The 19,380-nt window shown below is 49.0% G+C and carries 16 protein-coding genes, 1 tRNA gene and 1 pseudogene; 10 read left to right on the plus strand and 8 right to left on the minus strand.

The genetic code is table 11. The annotated features are described in order from the left end of the window. Genes D9738_RS16815 through ypdA form a run of 3 tightly spaced genes read right to left on the minus strand, consistent with a single transcriptional unit; the run spans position 1 to position 3,317 of the window. The gene (locus D9738_RS16815) at positions 1-858 is read right to left on the minus strand and encodes an AraC family transcriptional regulator (protein ID WP_032224589.1); all 858 of its coding nucleotides are present in this window, start codon (positions 856-858) and stop codon (positions 1-3) included. A 12-nt stretch (positions 859-870) separates the two neighbouring features. Next, positions 871-1,605: a two-component system response regulator YpdB gene (gene ypdB, locus D9738_RS16820; RefSeq protein WP_089630570.1), complete on the minus strand. Its 735-nt coding sequence runs from the start codon at positions 1,603-1,605 to the stop codon at positions 871-873. 14 nt (positions 1,606-1,619) lie between these two features. After that, positions 1,620-3,317, minus strand: a complete 1,698-nt coding sequence (gene ypdA / locus D9738_RS16825; RefSeq protein ID WP_000544359.1) for a two-component system sensor histidine kinase YpdA — start codon at positions 3,315-3,317, stop codon at positions 1,620-1,622. A gap of 376 nt (positions 3,318-3,693) precedes the next feature. Between ypdA and alaC the strand changes: the two genes are divergently transcribed. Then, complete coding sequence (gene alaC / locus D9738_RS16830) at positions 3,694-4,932, plus strand: alanine transaminase (RefSeq protein WP_001600256.1); 1,239 nt, start codon at positions 3,694-3,696, stop codon at positions 4,930-4,932. A 64-nt stretch (positions 4,933-4,996) separates the two neighbouring features. Here alaC and ypdK read toward each other — a convergent pair whose 3' ends face one another. Then, positions 4,997-5,068 (minus strand): membrane protein YpdK, encoded by a 72-nt coding sequence (ypdK, locus tag D9738_RS16835; protein WP_010723117.1) that lies wholly within the window; start codon positions 5,066-5,068, stop codon positions 4,997-4,999. A 322-nt stretch (positions 5,069-5,390) separates the two neighbouring features. Then, positions 5,391-6,311, minus strand: a complete 921-nt coding sequence (lpxP, locus tag D9738_RS16840) for a kdo(2)-lipid IV(A) palmitoleoyltransferase (protein ID WP_130260687.1) — start codon at positions 6,309-6,311, stop codon at positions 5,391-5,393. Positions 6,312-6,662: 351 nt separating this feature from the next. Here lpxP and D9738_RS16845 point away from each other — a divergent pair, with 351 nt between their 5' ends. After that, on the plus strand, positions 6,663-6,905 hold the full coding sequence (locus tag D9738_RS16845) for a YfdY family protein (RefSeq protein ID WP_130260688.1): 243 nt from the start codon (positions 6,663-6,665) through the stop codon (positions 6,903-6,905). Between the two features lie 14 nt (positions 6,906-6,919). Here D9738_RS16845 and D9738_RS16850 read toward each other — a convergent pair. Further along, positions 6,920-6,994: transfer RNA gene (locus D9738_RS16850), tRNA-Arg, on the minus strand. Positions 6,995-7,069: 75 nt separating this feature from the next. Further along, on the minus strand, positions 7,070-8,002 hold the full coding sequence (locus tag D9738_RS16855; protein WP_130207308.1) for a formate/nitrite transporter family protein: 933 nt from the start codon (positions 8,000-8,002) through the stop codon (positions 7,070-7,072). Positions 8,003-8,080: 78 nt separating this feature from the next. Here D9738_RS16855 and D9738_RS16860 point away from each other — a divergent pair, with 78 nt between their 5' ends. Both D9738_RS16860 and mlaA read left to right on the plus strand, forming a co-directional pair. Next, positions 8,081-8,269 carry a hypothetical protein gene (locus D9738_RS16860; RefSeq protein WP_130207306.1) on the plus strand — a complete coding sequence of 63 codons (189 nt, stop codon included), beginning with the start codon at positions 8,081-8,083 and terminating at the stop codon, positions 8,267-8,269. A 26-nt stretch (positions 8,270-8,295) separates the two neighbouring features. Further along, positions 8,296-9,051 (plus strand): phospholipid-binding lipoprotein MlaA, encoded by a 756-nt coding sequence (mlaA, locus tag D9738_RS16865; protein ID WP_130207304.1) that lies wholly within the window; start codon positions 8,296-8,298, stop codon positions 9,049-9,051. A 61-nt stretch (positions 9,052-9,112) separates the two neighbouring features. On the opposite strand, the gene fadL is transcribed toward mlaA, so the two are convergent. Beyond that, a complete protein-coding gene (gene fadL / locus D9738_RS16870; RefSeq protein ID WP_130207302.1) occupies positions 9,113-10,453 on the minus strand; it encodes a long-chain fatty acid transporter FadL in 1,341 nt (446 codons plus the stop codon). Positions 10,454-10,824: 371 nt separating this feature from the next. Here fadL and D9738_RS16875 point away from each other — a divergent pair, with 371 nt between their 5' ends. The 6 genes and pseudogenes from D9738_RS16875 (at position 10,825) to D9738_RS16900 (ending at position 19,349) form a co-directional block, all read left to right on the plus strand. Further along, entirely contained in the window at positions 10,825-11,109 is a 285-nt protein-coding gene (locus D9738_RS16875; protein ID WP_130207300.1) for a YfcZ/YiiS family protein, read from the plus strand. Between the two features lie 180 nt (positions 11,110-11,289). After that, the gene (fadI, locus tag D9738_RS16880; RefSeq protein WP_130260689.1) at positions 11,290-12,600 is read left to right on the plus strand and encodes an acetyl-CoA C-acyltransferase FadI; all 1,311 of its coding nucleotides are present in this window, start codon (positions 11,290-11,292) and stop codon (positions 12,598-12,600) included. After that, the gene (gene fadJ, locus D9738_RS16885; RefSeq protein ID WP_130260690.1) at positions 12,600-14,744 is read left to right on the plus strand and encodes a fatty acid oxidation complex subunit alpha FadJ; all 2,145 of its coding nucleotides are present in this window, start codon (positions 12,600-12,602) and stop codon (positions 14,742-14,744) included. The genes fadI and fadJ overlap by 1 nt, the downstream gene beginning before the upstream one ends. Positions 14,745-14,945: 201 nt before the next feature. Further along, positions 14,946-15,431 (plus strand): phosphohistidine phosphatase SixA, encoded by a 486-nt coding sequence (sixA, locus tag D9738_RS16890; protein ID WP_130207294.1) that lies wholly within the window; start codon positions 14,946-14,948, stop codon positions 15,429-15,431. A gap of 632 nt (positions 15,432-16,063) precedes the next feature. Continuing rightward, entirely contained in the window at positions 16,064-16,630 is a 567-nt protein-coding gene (locus tag D9738_RS16895; protein ID WP_130207292.1) for a fimbrial protein, read from the plus strand. Positions 16,631-16,712: 82 nt separating this feature from the next. Further along, a pseudogene (locus D9738_RS16900) lies at positions 16,713-19,349 on the plus strand (fimbrial biogenesis outer membrane usher protein). Positions 19,350-19,380 lie beyond the last annotated feature (31 nt).

The following is a 19,380-nucleotide window of genomic DNA, read 5'->3' on the forward strand; positions in this document are numbered from 1 at the left end:
TTAGCCCTGAAAACGGGCGCTGTACTCTCCCGGCGTCAGGCCAAACTGACGCCGGAAGACGCGACAAAAATAGTCGCTGTCCGGAAAGCCGCAACGCTGCGCCACTTCATGAATCGACAGATGATATTTCTGCAAAATCATCCTCGCCTTCGCCATTCGCACCCAACGCACATACTCGATAAAACGCATCGTTCCATGCTGAGCAAACAGTTTTGACAGATGATTGGGCGTGATATTAAAAAACTGCGCCACGCTCTCGCGGGTGAGCGGCTGGGCATAATTATCCTGAACCCAGTTACAAATACTGTGATAGAGAAAATCGCCGCGCGGCTGCGAATTGCCCGGCGGCATATTCACCACGTTACGGCAAAGATGCAGCAAACTTAACACCAGTGGCTGAATGATATTTTGCTCCAGCGGCGAACGGCTAAGATGGGTGAGGGCGGTAAGCATCGCTTCACCTTCACCGCGTTGCAGGCTGGGAAGCTGGATCTGGCGAGCAGGATGCAACAACGACGTGGTGCGGCTATCGTAAAATGATAACCCAAGCCAGGTCGGTGAGAACACCAGGCTTAACAGCATCACCGGTTTGTTGTTGACCGGTAAATTAGCCGCGCGCGCCGGAATAAACAGCATTTCTCCTTCCACCAAACGTTGCTGCTTTGCTTCCAGCAGATTGCCGTATTCGCCGCGCAGCACGATATCCAGACGGGGAAAATCAATACATAAACTGCCCACCGGCAACGAGGCAGGCTGGCTGGCAAACCAGACGCGCCCCAGTAGTTGCGGGTTAAGCACCAGGCCGCTGAACAGATCGGCGAAAAATTGTTGATCGGCGGGCAAGCCTGGTGCTTTCATGAAAGTTCCCGATTAAAGATGCATTAACTGGCGAAATTCTTTTACTTTGCTGCGGCTGACTGGCACTTCAAAATCCAGATCTTTCAGCCGCAGAATATAGGTGTTATTAAACCACGGTTCGATTTCGCGGATTTTGTTCAGATTGACACAAAATGAGCGATGGCAGCGGAAAAAATGCGACGGCGGCAGCTTGCTGCAAAACTCGGTAATGTTCATTGGCATTACGTAGGATTCACGCCGCGTATAAACAAAGGTCATTTTCTCGTGCGCTTCGGCGTAATAGATATCGTTAATGGGGGTGACGATTATTCGCTCATCTTTCACCAGATTAATGGTGTCATTCTCACGCGTTACCGTCGCGGCAGGCGTACTGCTGGTCTGCTGTTGCTGCCAGGCCGCTTCCAGTTTTTGCAGCATCCCGGTAATGCGTGACTCCTGATACGGTTTGAGAATGTAGTCAAACGCCTCAAGTTCAAACGCTTCTACCGCATGTTCTTTCCACGCGGTGATGAACACAATAAACGGTTTATGGGCGAACTGGCTGATGTTTTGCGCCAGCAACACACCATCCAGCGACGGAATATTGATATCCAGAAAAATGGTGTCGACGCGGTTATGCTGCAAAAACTTCAACACGTCCAGACCGTCGTCAAAGGTGCCGACAATCTCCATCTGGCTGTGCTCTTTAATTAGCCAGCTCAGTTCCTGTTGTGCCAGGAATTCGTCTTCAACAATGATGACTTTCACAATATCACTCCGGCTCAAAGCAATAACGTAGCCTGTGAGGCGACTGGGGTGCGTTGGTTAGGAATGTAAAACGCAATTTCCGTTCCTGGTTCCAGGCGGCGGATATGCAGCCCCTCGCCATACAATAACTTCACGCGATGATGGACATTCAGCAGGCCAATTTTATTGCCCGGCATTTCATTCGCTTCGACCCGCTCAATCACCTTTGGATCGATGCCGTGCCCGGTATCCCGCACCGCAATGCGTACCCGATTGCCGCACTCTGCAACGCTGATGGTGACAACGCCTTTACCTTTGCAAGGCTGGATACCGTGGACAATGGCATTCTCCACCAACGGCTGGATCAGCAGGCTGGGAATGCAGCAATTCACCTCTTCATCAATATCATAGATAACCGTCAGCTTGTCGCCAAAGCGGGCCTGCTCAATGGCAATATAGTCTTTAATTTGATACAGCTCTTTTTTGATATCGATTTGCTCATCGTCTTTTAATTCAATGTTATAGCGCAGATAACGCGACAGATTAAAGATCAGCTGGCGAGCGGTATCCGGATTCAGACGGATTGACGATGAAATAGCGTTCAAAGCGTTAAACAGGAAATGGGGATTAATTTTGCTTTGCAGGGCGCGAAGCTCTGCCTTATTTGCCATTTCACGTAGCTGCTCGGCGCGTGAAACCTCCAGTTGCGTGGAGATGATTTGCGACAGACCAACCGCCATTTCCTGTAATGACGAGGTTATCTGATGCGCGTGGCAGTAGTAAATTTTCAGCGTTCCGGTCACAACGCCTTTCTCCCACAATGGGATCACCAGCATGGAATGAATCTCTGGTGTGCGGTGGGCTTCATCATTGTTTTTAATGATGATTTTTCCGTAATTCATCGCCTGACGGGTAGTCGGGCTAATGAAGTCATCGCCATTCTGATAGTTATGTTCACCCACGCCAACATAGGCCAGCACATGATCGGTATTGGTAATTGCCACCGCATCGGCGTGAATGTCATCGCGGATAATTTCGCAGACCTTGCGTAATGACTCGCTATTGACATGGCGAAACAGAGGTAGCGTTTTGTTGGCGATATCCAGCGCCAACTTGGCCTGCCGCGCGGCGCTGGCCTCTTTTTCGCCCTCAACGCTTTGCACCAGAAGCACAATAAAGCCGATACAGACGCTGCCGAGGATCATTGGAATCCCGATTTTAGAGACGATATCGATCCCCAACGCGGTAGTTGGTGCCCAGACAATCACCAGAATCATGGTCAACGTTTCACACAACATGCCGCCGAGAATACCGACGCGCCAGCGCTGTGCTTTGGGGATTTTCAGGTTGATCCAGCCCGATATACAACCAGCCAGAATGCTGGTGATAAAGCAGGGGATCGCCGTCACGCCGCCGATATCAATTAAATAACGATGAATACCCGCAATCACGCCGGTAATGATGCCCACCCACGGGCCAAACAGAATCCCGCCGGACATCACCGCGATAATACGTACGTTCACCAGCGAGCCTTCTACGGGAACGCCGGACCAGGTGCTGAACAGGGCGAACAGCGAGAAAATGGCGGTAACGGCGAGCAACTCTTTCGGTGAGTGTGCCGACTTGTGCAACAGTTCGCGAAACAGGCGGATACGGATGAGAAAGAACAGGCAGATAAGCATTAACGCTGCCCGATCGAAGACCGCCAGCAGCATGTTGAATATTTCGTGCACGGGTGACTCTGAATAAGGATTAAACCTCTATGATAGGTAACCTGAAGGCTGATGACCAGCAGGCCGTTTTTGAGGAAAAACCACAATTTTAAAAGGGGATTGATAGATAAATGGTGTATTAGCAATGCATCTCTTGATAATGCACTTCTGGTTAGTAAATTTATTGAAATTATTATGTTAATAAAATGAGTGGTAATTTTCTTGTTAGCGCAGATAAATTTCCTGTTTTTAAAGCAGAGTTCCTCATTTAACGTCATTAATAAAAATGTTCTAAAACGCTGGACAGACAGAAATTAATCAGGCTATTTTCAAAACAGCCACCATCGTGGCAGCGTCGCTCGGACGGTCCGGGCGCTAACGTTAATCTGAGGAAATTATGGCTGACACTCGCCCTGAACGTCGCTTTACGCGCATTGATCGTCTCCCGCCCTATGTTTTTAACATTACCGCTGAACTGAAAATGGCTGCGCGTCGGCGCGGCGAAGATATTATCGATTTCAGTATGGGTAACCCGGACGGTGCGACTCCGCCGCATATCGTCGAAAAATTATGTACTGTGGCCCAGCGCCCGGACACGCATGGTTACTCCACTTCACGCGGTATTCCGCGGCTACGTCGCGCCATTTCCCGCTGGTATCAGGATCGCTACGACGTTGAAATCGACCCGGAATCAGAAGCCATCGTCACTATTGGTTCGAAAGAGGGCCTGGCGCATCTGATGCTGGCGACACTGGATCACGGTGACACAGTGCTGGTGCCGAATCCAAGTTACCCCATTCATATTTACGGCGCGGTGATTGCCGGGGCTCAGGTACGCTCAGTGCCGCTGGTGGAAGGTGTCGATTTCTTCAACGAACTGGAGCGCGCCATTCGTGAAAGTTATCCGAAACCGAAGATGATGATCCTCGGCTTCCCGTCGAACCCAACCGCGCAATGTGTGGAACTGGAGTTTTTCGAAAAAGTAGTGGCGCTGGCGAAACGCTACGATGTGTTGGTGGTCCATGACCTGGCCTATGCGGATATCGTCTACGATGGCTGGAAAGCGCCGTCAATCATGCAGGTGCCGGGCGCACGTGACGTAGCGGTCGAGTTCTTTACGCTGTCGAAAAGCTACAATATGGCGGGCTGGCGTATTGGCTTTATGGTCGGCAATAAAACACTGGTCAGCGCGTTGGCACGTATTAAAAGCTATCACGATTACGGTACCTTTACGCCATTACAGGTTGCCGCCATCGCGGCGCTGGAAGGCGATCAGCAGTGTGTGCGTGATATTGCCGAACAGTATAAGCGTCGCCGCGATGTGCTGGTAAAAGGGCTGCATGAAGCGGGCTGGATGGTTGAAATGCCGAAAGCCTCGATGTATGTCTGGGCGAAAATCCCGGAACCGTATGCGGCAATGGGCTCGCTGGAATTTGCCAAGAAGCTGCTTAACGAAGCGAAGGTTTGTGTCTCACCCGGCATCGGCTTTGGCGACTACGGCGACACGCATGTACGCTTTGCGCTGATTGAAAACCGCGACCGTATTCGTCAGGCGATTCGTGGAATTAAAGCGATGTTCCGCGCTGACGGCTTACTGCCCGTCAGCAGCAAACATATTCACGAAAACGCGGAATAAACACCATCGCCAGAAATGCAAACAGGAGCCTGATGGCTCCTGTTTTTCGTTTCGCAGTTTACTTTTAGATCATCAGGGCAAAAGTACCGGCCCAAACGATGACCATAAAAGAAATGCCCATAAAGAAATATTTCACTTTACATCTCTCCGCGTAATTACTGTTACGCCTGAATGACTTCATTACACCTGTTACAGTGAGCTGACACCCGCGGGCATCACCTCAGAATTCTGAGCATATTGGCTCGAGACGGCGCTAATGTACGCCTAAAACTAAATCGAAACAAGTGGCATTTTCTTATTTACTTTTAGTAACTTACGAGTGTCGCATATCGGCGACAGATTGATTTCTGGAAGTAATAATTCACGATTCAGCGAAGGGAAAAATCTTAAGAAAAAAGCCATAAAAACCATGATGTTATTATGGCTTATCTGAGGAGGGAAAAAGCCTGGGTTATTTGTTAAACGTATAACGAGGCTTCACCCACCGGACGCGTTTTGAAGCGGCGATGGATCCAGAGATACTGCTCTGGTGCGCGCATAATCTCTTTCTCAATAATTTTATTCATATAGGCGGCGGCCTGAATTTCATCAGCCGGATAGCCTTCCATTTCTGGCGTAATAAACAGACGGTAACCGCTATAATCGGTTTTTCGTACCATCGTCACAGTTAGCATAGCTGCGCCAGAGAGGCGAGAGAGAACGTAGGTGCCATTGGTTGTAGCAACATTTTCTACCGCAAAGAACGGCGCGAAGGAGCTACCTTTACGACCATAATCCTGGTCAGGTGCAAACCATACGGCTTCACCTTTTTTCAGCGCACTGACAATGCCGCGCAGATTATTTCTACCGATCATCGCTTTATTGGAACGCATGCGACCACGGGTCTGTACCCATTCCATCAGTTGATTATTATGCGGACGGTAAGTTGCCATCATCGGTTGGCAAAGCCCCATTACGCGGCCACCCAACTCCAGCGACATAAAGTGCACACCGACAACCATCACGCCGCGATTTTGCATTTGTGCGCGTTGCAGGTTATCCAGCCCTTCAACATCAAACCATTTACGCACGCGACGATCTGGCCAGAACCACGCCATTCCAGTTTCTACCAACGCCATTCCGAGCGAGCGAAAGTTGTCAGTAATCATCTTCTCGCGCTCTTCGGAGGAAAGCAGCGGGAAGCAAAGCTCAAGGTTTTTGCAGGCGATGGATTCGCGACGTTTCAAGAACGGTCTGGCCATTGTGCCGATACGCGTGCCAAGGAAGCACAGAACAGGGTAAGGAAGTTGTACCCAAAGCCAGAGTACGCCAAGACCAAACCACGTCAGCCAGTAGCGAGGATGCAGGAACTCGCGGGAAAATTTGCATTGTGGAAACATAGTTACCTTCTGTAGATACGAATTGTTGTATCGCAGAAGATTCCATGTCTACAGCGGTACACTCAATTGATTGGGCCATCATGTACGACAATGGTTCCTGTAAAGAGTGTAAAGACTAGTCAGGACATAACCACGAGGAGCATGAATACGGTATTTCTATTTTATCACCAGCTGATTATTTTCAGCTACTGATTATTTATCACTCAAGTGAATATTTTTCAGTGATTTATAGTTATGTTGATAATATATTGTTTTTATTGATATTTTGCTGAAATTGCCAGTGGTTAAGAATTGTCTTACTATTGGAGTAATTGAAGTAACACGTTTTTTAGCACGGCAGGAGGTTGAGCTATGATTTATTTATGGATGTTTCTCGCCCTGTGTATCGTCTGCGTTAGCGGATATATCGGTCAGGTATTAAATGTAGTTTCTGCTGTCTCTTCATTTTTCGGTATGGTCATCCTCGCCGCACTCATTTATTTCTCCACGATGTGGTTAACCAGTGGCAATGAGTTGGTCACGGGAATATTTATGTTTCTTGCACCAGCCTGCGGATTGATGATTCGCTTTATGGTGGGGTATGGAAGGCGGTAATTAAGACGTTAACGTGGTGTCCCCTGCAGGAATCGAACCTGCAATTAGCCCTTAGGAGGGGCTCGTTATATCCATTTAACTAAGAGGACAGCGCGGCATGAGTATACCCGCTAATGGACTGCGGGGTAAGTACACTGCCGCTCGATTGCTTAAACGCTCGCCACTCATGCCGGATTTTTATCATTTTTCTTAATGTTTTCCGCACGTTCTGCTTTCTGACGTGCTTCTTCTTTTCGCTTATTGCTCATGTCGTTGCGAATTTGCGCATGACTCATCAACGCGAAGATAAAGGTGCCGCCACAGATGTTTCCCGCCAGAGTGGGAAGCGCAAATGGCCAGACAAAATCGCTCCAGTGTAGTGTGCCGTTAAATACCAGATAGAGGATCTCTACGGAACCGACAACGATATGAGTGGTGTCTCCCAGGGCGATAAGCCATGTCATCAAAATAATCACTACTATTTTTGCCGCACCCGCCGCCGGAAACATCCATACCATAGTAGCTATTAGCCAGCCGGAAATGATCGCATTGGCAAACATCTCGCTGGGCGAGTTCTTCATCACATCCATGCCGATTTTGACAAACGCATCGCGGGTTTCTTCATCAAAAATAGGCATATACTCAAAAGCCCACGCCGCAATACCCGTTCCCAGAATATTACCTAACAGAACAACGCCCCAAAGTCGTAGCAATAAACCAACATTGCCCATTGTCGGTTTTTGCATTACGGGTAGTACCGCTGTCACGGTGTTCTCAGTAAATAATTGCTGGCGCGCCATAATAACGATAATAAAACCAAAGGTATAACCGAGATTCTCCAGCAAGAAACTCCCTGGCACGCCTTCCAGTTCGACATGAAATATCCCTTTTGCCAGTAGCGATGCACCCATCGACAGACCTGCTGCAATAGCTGACCACAGTAGCGCCATTGCGTCGCGTTCCAGCTCTTTTTCGCCGTCCTGACGAATATGTTCGTGGATAGCCATTGCCCGGGAAGGGAGCCGATCTTCATCTATTTCAATTTTTTTTCCGCGCTCTTTTTCTTCACTCTCGACTTCAATTTCGTCGCTGTGTTTATCAATTTTATCGTTATCCATGGTGAGTTCTCTTGATTAGCACGTATGGCTAAAGCGTAGCGGCTTTTTTGCTCGCAACTGGCGGGAGTTACTCTGAAAATGAATAAAAGGCAACGTTTGCCTTTTTCTGTTTCTATAGAATCAAGTAGCCTACAGGGCGGTGATTACCAGGCTATGATCAAATCAGCAAAACAGGGCGTATGGACATCATTTGACGTGCTGTTACAATCGCCCACACCTAAACAGGCGGATACGGTATCGTTCCGTCATGGATGGCAAACTGCATAAGCCATAAAAAAAACAGGGAGACATTTATGAAGCTTCGCCTGTCGGCGCTTGCTCTGGGAACTACGCTTCTGGTGGGGTGTGCGAGTTCCGGAACAGATCAGCAAGGGCGTTCTGACCCGTTAGAAGGGTTCAACCGCACCATGTACAATTTTAACTTCAATGTGTTAGACCCGTATGTGGTTCGACCGGTGGCTGTCGTGTGGCGTGATTATGTTCCGCAACCGGCACGTAATGGGTTAAGCAACTTTACTGGCAACCTTGAAGAACCTGCAGTGATGGTTAACTACTTCCTGCAGGGCGACCCTTATCAGGGGATGGTCCACTTTACCCGCTTTTTCCTGAACACTATTTTGGGGATGGGGGGTTTTATTGATGTTGCTGGGATGGCGAATCCGAAACTGCAACGAACGGAACCTCACCGTTTTGGTAGCACGCTCGGTCACTATGGCGTGGGGTATGGGCCTTATGTTCAGTTACCGTTCTACGGTAGCTTCACGCTGCGAGATGACGGCGGTGATATGGCTGATGGCCTCTATCCAGTGCTTTCGTGGTTGACCTGGCCGATGTCGGTAGGTAAATGGACGCTTGAAGGTATCGAAACGCGTGCGCAACTGCTGGATTCTGATGGCCTGCTTCGTCAGTCGTCCGATCCTTACGTCATGGTGCGCGAGGCGTACTTCCAGCGTCATGATTTCATCGCCAATGGCGGAGAACTCAAGCCGCAGGAAAACCCGAACGCGCAAGCGATTCAGGATGATTTAAAAGATATTGATTCTGAATAAGAAGCCAATAAAAAAGGTGAGTTGAAAAACTCACCTTTTTTCTTATTAAGCTAGCGTGTTATTAGAACGCGTAGTTAAAGTTAGTACCGAACAGCCAGGCTTTACCTTCAGACTCGAACTGATACGGGCCTTCGTTGATCTTCACGCTCTGACCGTGCATATAAGAGACACCAACATCGACAGATGCATCTTTATTAAATGCATATGTCGTACCTGCGCTCAGCCAGAAACGGTCCTGATCCGGAATGGAAATCGAACGGTTCTGTGCCGGAACGGGGCTGTCATCGAAGGCGATACCGGTACGGAAGGTCCAGTTATCATCGTAGTAATAAGTGGTACCCAGTGCGATGCGGTAAGCATCTTTAAAGCCTTCATGCTTCTGGAACAGCGTATCACCACTGGTGGACGTAGCTTTCAACTCCTGGAATTGACTCCAGCTGGTGTAAGCCAGACTATAGTGAATCGCCCACTGCGGCGCGACACGGTTATAACCAGACACTTCCCACATTTCAGGCAGATTTAGCGTCAGATAACCTGACTGCGTAGCTCCGCCCGTAGCCGTTGGCAGACCGAAATTGTAGTTGTTAATAGCAATTGGCAGATCGCTACTGTAGTTACCTTTGAAGTCAATTTTAACTTCAGAACGGTAGGTCAACGCGTAGCGATTATTTTTATCCAGTTCATACAGGATGCCGGCATTCCAGCCAAAGCCCCATTTGTTACCATTCAGATGGGCAATTTTCTCATCGCTTGGGATACTATTAGCCATGCCCGCCAGTTGCTGTCCTTGTAGAGTCGCCCCGGCGGGAGATTGCATAATCTGACCTGCAACCAGCTGCCCCAGATCGCCTGCGAAGCGTTCAATTTTCGCACGGGCATAGACGGCATTCAGACCGAGACCAAAACTCCATGCGTTATTTAAGCGATAGGCGCCGCTTAAGTTCATGTTGATGGTCTCGAGGTCGGTTGTACCACCGACAGAACCGCCTGCATAAGTATCGTTAAACTCTGTCGCCAGGCCATAGTTAGAGGTAATGGAAGCTCCCCAACCAAATTGATCGTTAATTGGCGCAACAAAGTGAGCGTTCGGAACCCATGCCGTAGGCGCGATATTATCCGCGTCCAGGCTACGACCAGACGGAGACGTTCCGCTGATATTTACATCCGGATCAATATAAACCGCGCCCGCTGAAAAAGTTGGGCGGTCAAACATGGTAATCAACGCGGGGTTACGGCTGACGTTACCGGCATCATCGGCAATTGCGCCTTCCCCTGAATAAGCCCGGCCCAGGCCTGAGGAAGAAAATTCGTTTAACTGAAAGCCTGCCGACCAGGCCTGGGTGGAGATAAGTGCCACTGCGACTGCGATAGCAGACTTTGTAAACAGGGTTTTCTGGCTCATGACCATAACCTCAATAATTTATTTTTATACAAACTATGTTACGTGCTGTAACAGGAGCGCGAAGTGTAGGGTCTGATGTACATCTTAGAAATCAGACCAGTGGCGAGAGTATAGGTCGGACCAGATGGAATGTTGCAAGTGTGTTTCTATGTTTTTTCAAATATGATCTAAGAAACGCGATCCAGCTGGCAAAATTTGGAGGTAGTGCACTCATAGATTTGGGTGAATTTTGTTTTAGATCATTTTTAAGTGTGATTTCGGTCACTTATCCGATTTTGCAGAATTAACAACTGGAGTGGCACTTTTCAGAAGCGTAAAATATCCGCAACGTTTATCTGGCACCTTAGGTGCACATACAGAGGAAATCAACGATGAGTAAATGTAGTGCTGATGAAACCCCGGTTTGCTGCTGTATGGATGTTGGCACCATTATGGACAACTCCGACTGCACCGCGTCTTACAGCCGTGTGTTTGCAAACCGCGCAGAAGCAGAACAAACGCTGGCGGCGCTGACTGAAAAAGCCCGTAGCGTGGAATCCGAACCATGCAAAATCACCCCGACTTTCACTGAAGAGTCTGACGGTGTGCGCCTGGATATCGATTTCACTTTTGCCTGCGAAGCTGAAACACTGATCTTCCAGCTGGGTCTGCGTTAATTCCTCTCGGGTACGTACGCCCCTGCCAGCAACAGGCAGGGGCGTTTTCTTTTCTTTCTCCTGTCTTCACTGTGTCATAGCTCCCACTTTCCCTTTTCTCCGCTTGGCTAAATGTAAAAAAATGGTTAAGACTATGATCAGGTCAGACCACTTTATATCTTATTTTTACAGGGGAGTGTTATGGGTCAGGTTTTACCGCTGATTACCCGTCAGGGCGATCGTATCGCCATCGTTAGCGGGTTACGTACGCCTTTTGCCCGCCAGGCGACGGCTTTTCATGGCATTCCTGCTGTTGATTTGGGGAAGATGGTCGTAGGCGAATTGCTGGCACGCAGCGAAATTCCCGCAGAAGTGATTGAGCAACTGGTCTTCGGTCAGGTTGTGCAAATGCCGGAAGCGCCCAACATTGCGCGTGAAATTGTTCTCGGCACTGGAATGAATGTGCATACCGATGCTTACAGCGTCAGCCGCGCTTGCGCTACCAGTTTCCAGGCGGTTGCAAACGTCGCAGAAAGCCTGATGGCGGGAACTATTCGAGCGGGGATTGCCGGTGGGGCAGATTCCTCTTCTGTATTGCCAATTGGCGTCAGTAAAAAACTGGCGCGCGTGCTGGTTGATGTCAACAAAGCACGAACCATGAGCCAGCGCCTGAAACTTTTTTCTCGCTTACGTTTGCGTGACTTAATGCCGGTGCCTCCGGCAGTGGCGGAATACTCCACTGGATTACGGATGGGCGACACCGCCGAACAAATGGCAAAAACGTACGGCATCACCCGTGAACAGCAAGATGCGTTGGCCCACCGTTCGCATCAACGTGCCGCCCAGGCGTGGTCAGAAGGTAAATTAAAAGAAGAAGTCATGACCGCTTATATCCCGCCTTATAAACAGCCTCTCGCGGAAGATAATAATATTCGCGGCAATTCCACGCTTGCCGACTACGCAAAGCTGCGCCCGGCGTTTGATCGCAAACACGGGACGGTAACGGCGGCAAACAGTACGCCGCTGACCGATGGCGCGGCCGCGGTGATCCTGATGACTGAATCCCGGGCGAAAGAATTAGGGCTGGTGCCGCTGGGATATCTGCGCAGCTACGCATTTACCGCTATAGATGTCTGGCAGGACATGCTGCTCGGTCCGGCCTGGTCAACACCGCTGGCGCTGGAACGTGCTGGTTTGACAATGGCCGATCTGACGTTGATTGATATGCACGAAGCGTTTGCCGCCCAGACGCTGGCCAATATTCAGTTGCTTGGCAGCGAACGTTTTGCTCGCGACGTACTGGGGCGTGCACATGCCACTGGCGAAGTGGACGATAGCAAATTTAACGTGCTTGGCGGCTCGATTGCTTATGGTCATCCCTTTGCGGCTACCGGCGCACGGATGATTACCCAGACCTTACATGAGCTGCGGCGTCGCGGCGGTGGGTTTGGTTTGGTGACTGCCTGTGCCGCAGGTGGGCTTGGCGCGGCAATGGTTGTGGAGGCGGAATAATGGAAATGGCATCAGCGTTTACCCTCAATGTCCGTCTGGACAACATTGCCGTTATCACCATTGATGTTCCCGGCGAGAAAATGAATACCCTGAAGGCGGAATTTGCTTCGCAGGTGCGCGCCATTATTAAGCAACTCCGTGAAAACAAAGAGTTGCGCGGCGTGGTGTTTGTCTCCGCTAAACCAGATAACTTCATTGCTGGCGCAGACATCAACATGATCGGTAACTGCAAAACGGCGGAAGAAGCGGAAGCACTGGCGCGGCAGGGCCAACAGTTGATGGCGGAGATTCATGCTCTGCCTGTTCCGGTTATTGCCGCTATTCACGGCGCTTGCCTGGGGGGCGGGCTGGAGCTGGCGCTGGCATGTCATGGCCGTGTCTGTACTGACGATCCTAAAACTGTGCTCGGCTTGCCGGAAGTTCAGCTTGGATTATTGCCCGGTTCAGGCGGAACTCAGCGTTTGCCACGCCTGACAGGTGTCAGCACAGCATTAGAGATGATCCTCACCGGAAAACAACTTCGGGCGAAACAGGCATTAAAGTTGGGGCTGGTGGATGACGTCGTTCCGCACTCCATTTTGCTGGAAGCCGCTGTTGAGCTGGCAAAGCAGGATCGTCCATCTTCCCGCCCTCTACCTGTACGCGAGCGTATTCTGGCGGGGCCGTTAGGTCGTGCATTGTTGTTCAAAATGGTAGGCAAGAAAACAGAGCAAAAAACTCAGGGTAACTATCCAGCGACAAAACGCATTCTTGACGTTATTGAAACCGGTTTAGCGCAGGGGACCAGCAGTGGCTATGACGCCGAAGCTCGGGCGTTTGGTGAACTGGCGATGACGCCGCAATCGCAGGCGCTGCGCAATATCTTTTTTGCCAGTACTGAAGTGAAGAAAGATCCCGGCAGTGATGTTCCTCCTGCGCCATTAAACAGCGTGGGGATTTTAGGCGGCGGGTTGATGGGCGGTGGAATTGACTACGTTACTGCCTGTAAAGCGGGTCTGCCGGTAAGAATTAAAGATATCAATGCCCAGGGCATAAATCATGCGCTGAAATACAGTTGGGAGCAGCTGGAGGGTAAAGTGCGCCGTCGTCATCTCAAAGCCAGCGAACGCGACAAGCAACTGGCTTTAATTTCGGGGACGACGGATTACCGTGGCTTTGCCCATCGAGATCTGATTATTGAAGCGGTGTTTGAAAATCTCGAATTAAAACAGCAGATGGTGGCAGAAGTTGAGCAAAACTGCGCTTCTCATACCATTTTTGCATCGAACACGTCCTCTTTACCGATTAGCGATATCGCCGCGCACGCCACGCGACCAGAGCAAGTTATCGGCCTGCATTTCTTCAGCCCGGTGGAAAAAATGCCGCTGGTGGAAATCATTCCTCATGCGGGGACATCGGCGAAAACCATCACCACCACGGTAAAACTGGCGAAAAAACAGGGCAAAACGCCGATTGTGGTAAAGGATAAAGCTGGGTTTTATGTCAATCGCATCCTGGCGCCGTATATTAATGAAGCTATCCGCATGTTGACCGAAGGCGAACGTGTTGAGCATATTGATGCCGCGCTGGTGAAATTTGGTTTTCCGGTGGGGCCAATCCAACTTTTGGATGAGGTAGGAATTGATACCGGGACTAAAATTATTCCTGTACTGGAAGCAACTTATGGAGAACGTTTTAGCGCGCCTGCAAATGTTGTTTCTTCAATTTTGAATGATGATCGCAAAGGCAGAAAAAATGGCCGAGGTTTCTATCTTTATGGCCAAAAAGGGCGTAAAAGCAAAAAACAGGTCGATCCCGCCATTTACCCGCTAATTGGTGTACAAGGGCAGGGGCGACTCTCCGCACCGCAGGTTGCTGAACGGTGTGTGATGTTGATGCTGAATGAAGCAGTACGTTGTCTGGACGAGCAGGTTATCCGAAGTGTGCGTGACGGGGATATTGGCGCGGTATTTGGAATAGGCTTCCCACCGTTTCTTGGTGGCCCGTTCCGATATATCGATGCTCTCGGCGCGGGGGAAGTCGTTGCAACAATGCAACGACTGGCCACGCAGTATGGTTCTCGTTTTACCCCTTGCGAGCGTCTATTAGAGATGAGCGAGCGCGGGGAAAGTTTTTGGAAAACAAGTGCAACTGACCCTCAATAAAAAGGTCAAAGCTATATGAATCCGCGCTGAATGGCGGAGTGTTGGTCAAAATGTAAACACATATTGACTATACTTGCGCCATTGAGGTAAAAAACAGCGTTTCATTCGGTGAATGGATAAGGCACAATGCCGGCCACCGCCTTGTTTCTCTGGTTTCAGATGAACGGGGCGGGTGAATCTGGTTAACAAAAGCGGTGCAATATGCAAGTTTTTATCATGCGTCACGGCGACGCAGCCCTCGATGCCGCCAGTGATTCGGTTCGTCCTCTGACCACTAACGGTTGTGACGAATCTCGCCTGATGGCGAACTGGTTGAAAGGTCAAAAAGTGGAAGTCGAACGTGTTCTGGTGAGCCCGTTCCTGCGAGCCGAGCAAACACTGGAGGAAGTAGGGGATTGTATGAACCTGCCTTCCAACGTGGAAGTTCTGCCGGAGTTGACGCCCTGCGGCGATGTAGGGCTGGTCAGTGCATATTTACAGGCGCTGACCAACGAAGGTGTCGCTTCGGTACTGGTTATCTCCCACTTACCGTTAGTCGGGTATCTGGTTGCCGAGTTATGTCCGGGCGAAACGCCGCCTATGTTTACCACTTCGGCCATTGCCAGCGTAACGCTTGATGAAAGCGGAAACGGCACATTCAACTGGCAGATGAGTCCGTGTAATTTGAAAATGGCAAAAGCAATCTGATGTGATCGTAAAGTGCCCGATGGCGCAAGCTATCGGGCCTGAATTTTTCATACCTTATTGAAATTCTCCCAATAACGATGCAGATGGCGTCTTTTTAGCGTTTAATCGCCGATTTGTATAAAGTTACATCTAGAAACATTTATTAACTTTTCTGGTATTTTATTTCCAGAGTTAACCACTGTGAACGCAGAATAAGAGAGTAGAAAAGAGATATTTTTTGGTCTTGATTTTATATTAATTATAGTGTTTTAATATTGTATCGGCAAAAAATAAAAATACAATCGTGTTATTTGTTGTTGGTCGTTTTTTGCTCTTTAATCATTCACTCCATGATGTGTTTATACCATATTTTAGCCATTTGCCACGTAATTCCAGGAAAGTTCTCAAAATATTATTTGTTTTGTTAATTATTTAAATATTTCTAAATATTGTTGTTAGTAAATTTAAATTGTGCCACGCGCTCTATAATATCAACATGCTCGCCACGCCAAAGAATATCATCTCACGAGACCTCAGAAATCCTATTCAATGGTGGGTTATAAGCCACTGCAAATTACACTGAAAGTTATTATATTCAGTATTAATATGTCAGTTGGCTGACATTTTAATCATTTATGATTTAAGGACAAATAATGAGTAAGTTTGTAAAAGCAGCCGTCGCCACAGCAATGCTTATGGGGGCGCTGACTTCAGCATCGGTCGTAGCCGCAGGGAACAACGGTACAGTGAGATTTTTCGGTATAATTGAAGACTCTCCGTGCTCAATTGTTCCTGATGACCATAAGCTGGAAGTGGATATGGGGAGCATCGGTACCGGTTCTTTAACGGGTGGCAAAACTACCACACCAAAGGATTTCCAGATTCGTTTACAGGATTGCAATTTCAATACTGAAACAACGATGACCACGACATTTACCGGTAATCCATATTCCGGTAATCCAAATAATTACTCCCTGTCTAACCTGGATAATGGCACCGAAGTTCCAAACGTAAGTCTGGTGATTGGCGACCAGCGTGGTAAAGGCTATGACCTGGGCAAAGGTATCGATCAGGCCATCGCAATGGACAGTTCAACGGGTAAAGGCAAACAGAAACAAACGCTGAAATTTAAAGCCTGGTTAGTAGGTGAAACTGCTGCGGTAACACCAACTCCGGCTCCGTTTGAAACGCTAACAACATTCCAGATTACGTATCTTTAATGTGACTCCCCCATAACTGCAAAGTTATGGGGTTTTTAAATGAAAGATAATTAAATTATAATAATTACGGATGGATACGTAAATGCCCGAACATTCTTTTCTCCGTTTACGGGGGCTTTCGTGGTGGATTGCTCTGGCAATTTCCTGAAGTCCATTTTATGCCCTGGCAGATGATACCATTCAGTTTGATGCCCGATTTCTCGAGTTAAAAGGGAATACCAAAATTGATTTGGGTCGTTTTTCCCAAAAAGGTTATGTTGAGCCGGGTAAATATAATTTACAGGTTCATGTAAATAACCAATCCTTACCTGATGAATACGATATCTACTGGTACGCAGTCGAAAACAATCCTGATAAATCGTATGCCTGCTTACCGCCTGAACTGGTTGCTCAGTTAGGCTTTAAAGAAGATATCACGAAAAATTTGCAATGGATTCGTGATGGTCAGTGTTTGAATACTGAACCGTTAAATGGCATGGAAATGACTGGCGATTTAAGCCAGTCAGTTCTCGTGATTTCTTTGCCACAGGCTTATCTTGAATATACCGACAGTGAATGGGATCCACCTTCACGTTGGGATGAAGGTATTCCCGGTCTTATTGCCGATTACAGTATCAACGCCCAGACCCGGCATGAAGAGGGTGGGGATGATACTAACGATATTAGTGGTAATGGTACGGTTGGCGTTAACGTTGGCCCGTGGCGCCTGCGTGCCGACTGGCAGAGCGACTATCAGCATACCCGCAGTAACGATGATGGTGATGCTAACGATAGCGGCACGCAAAAAAACTGGGAGTGGAGCCGTTATTACGCCTGGCGCGCCTTGCCGTCATTAAAAGCCAAACTTTCGCTGGGTGAAGATTACCTCAACTCCGATATTTTTGATGGCTTTAGCTACATTGGCGGTAGCATCAGCACCGACGATCAAATGTTGCCGCCAAACCTTCGCGGCTACGCCCCGGATATTTCCGGTGTAGCACATACCACCGCGAAAGTTACGATAACGCAAATGGGGCGCGTCCTTTATGAAACCCAGGTCCCCGCAGGCCCGTTCCGTATTCAGGATATTGGTGATTCGGTATCTGGTACTCTGCATGTCCGTATTGAAGAACAAAATGGTCAGGTGCAGGAATATGACGTCAGCACGGCTTCCATGCCGTTTCTGACCCGACCAGGCCAGGTGCGATATAAAGTGGCGATGGGCCGTCCGCAAAACTGGGATCATCATGTCGAAGGGAGTTTCTTCTCGGGAGGCGAGGCATCATGGGGGATTGCCAATGGCTGGTCGCTCTATGGCGGTGCGTTAGCGGATGAAAACTACCAGTCAGCGGCAATTGGACTTGGGCGCGATTTGGCACTGTTCGGCGCGTTAGCGTTTGACGTTACCCACTCCCGTACTCGTTTTGACGACAACAGCGTATACGGTAACAAAACGCTGGATGGTAACTCTTATCGCGTCAGTTATGCCAAAGATTTTGATGAACTCAACAGCCGTGTGACCTTTGCCGGATATCGCTTCTCTGAAAAAAACTACATGACCATGAGCGAATACTTGGATGCCAACAACGCCGATCGGGCGCGCACGGGTAACGACAAAGAGATGTATACGGTCACTTACAACCAGAACTTCAGGGATGCGCGTGTTTCGGTCTATCTCAACTATTCCCACCACACTTACTGGGACCGCGAAGATCAAACCAACTACAACATGATGCTTTCTCATTATTTCAATATGGGAAGTATCAGAAACATGAGCGTTTCTCTGACCGGTTATCGCTATGAATACGATAACAATGCCGATAAAGGTATTTATCTTTCCTTAAGCCTGCCGTGGGGTGACAGCAGCACCATTAGTTACAACGGCAACTATGGCAGTGGTGCCGACAGCAGCCAGGCGAGCTTGTACCATCGAATAGATGACGCCAGCCACTATACGGTGAGCACAGGGACCAGTGAAAACCACGCCAGTGTAGATGGTTATTACAGCCACGATGGCACTATGGCAAAAGTTGATCTGAGCGCCAACTATCATGAAGGGCAATACACTTCCGCGGGTATCTCTTTACAGGGCGGTGCAGCGCTGACTGCCCACGGCGGCGCGCTGCATCGCACGCAGAACATGGGCGGTACGCGTTTGCTGATTGATGCCGATGGTGTTGCCAATGTGCCAGTAGAAGGCAACGGTGCTGCTGTTTATACCAACATGTTTGGTAAAGCCGTGGTGGCCGATGTTAACGACTACTACCGTAATCAGGCTTATATCGATTTGAATAACCTGCCAGAAAATGCTGAGGCCACCCAGTCGGTGGTCCAGGCAACGCTAACGGAAGGTGCCATTGGTTATCGTAAATTTGCGGTGATCAGTGGGCAGAAAGCAATGGCGGTATTGCGATTGCAGGATGGTAGTCATCCGCCATTTGGTGCGGAAGTGAAAAATGTTAATAAACAGCAAGTTGGTCTGGTTGATGATGAAGGGAATGTCTATCTGGCGGGCGTTAAACCGGGTGAACGCATGACGGTATCCTGGGAGGGAGAATCCCACTGCGATATCAGTCTGCCGGACCCGCTACCGGATGATCTCTTCAATGGCTTGCTGTTGCCATGCCAGCAAATTGGGGGAAGTGCTCCCGCAATATCACATGATATTCAACCCGTCATTCAGGAGCAGACACAACAGGTGACACCAATGGAACCACCAATGTCTGTTTCATCGAATTAATAACGTGATTAAGGAATGATCCATGTCTAAA

It is taken from the genome of Escherichia sp. E10V5, from assembly GCF_004212315.1.
Classification (GTDB): domain Bacteria; phylum Pseudomonadota; class Gammaproteobacteria; order Enterobacterales; family Enterobacteriaceae; genus Escherichia.

Coding starts and splice junctions, on each gene's coding strand:
- D9738_RS16815 (WP_032224589.1), bottom strand. CDS start 858: ATGAAAGCACCAGGCTTGCCCGCCGATCAACAATTTTTCGCCGATCTG.
- alaC (WP_001600256.1), top strand. CDS start 3,694: ATGGCTGACACTCGCCCTGAACGTCGCTTTACGCGCATTGATCGTCTC.
- lpxP (WP_130260687.1), bottom strand. CDS start 6,311: ATGTTTCCACAATGCAAATTTTCCCGCGAGTTCCTGCATCCTCGCTAC.
- D9738_RS16845 (WP_130260688.1), top strand. CDS start 6,663: ATGATTTATTTATGGATGTTTCTCGCCCTGTGTATCGTCTGCGTTAGC.
- D9738_RS16855 (WP_130207308.1), bottom strand. CDS start 8,002: ATGGATAACGATAAAATTGATAAACACAGCGACGAAATTGAAGTCGAG.
- D9738_RS16860 (WP_130207306.1), top strand. CDS start 8,081: ATGAATAAAAGGCAACGTTTGCCTTTTTCTGTTTCTATAGAATCAAGT.
- mlaA (WP_130207304.1), top strand. CDS start 8,296: ATGAAGCTTCGCCTGTCGGCGCTTGCTCTGGGAACTACGCTTCTGGTG.
- fadL (WP_130207302.1), bottom strand. CDS start 10,453: ATGAGCCAGAAAACCCTGTTTACAAAGTCTGCTATCGCAGTCGCAGTG.
- D9738_RS16875 (WP_130207300.1), top strand. CDS start 10,825: ATGAGTAAATGTAGTGCTGATGAAACCCCGGTTTGCTGCTGTATGGAT.
- fadI (WP_130260689.1), top strand. CDS start 11,290: ATGGGTCAGGTTTTACCGCTGATTACCCGTCAGGGCGATCGTATCGCC.
- fadJ (WP_130260690.1), top strand. CDS start 12,600: ATGGAAATGGCATCAGCGTTTACCCTCAATGTCCGTCTGGACAACATT.
- sixA (WP_130207294.1), top strand. CDS start 14,946: ATGCAAGTTTTTATCATGCGTCACGGCGACGCAGCCCTCGATGCCGCC.
- D9738_RS16895 (WP_130207292.1), top strand. CDS start 16,064: ATGAGTAAGTTTGTAAAAGCAGCCGTCGCCACAGCAATGCTTATGGGG.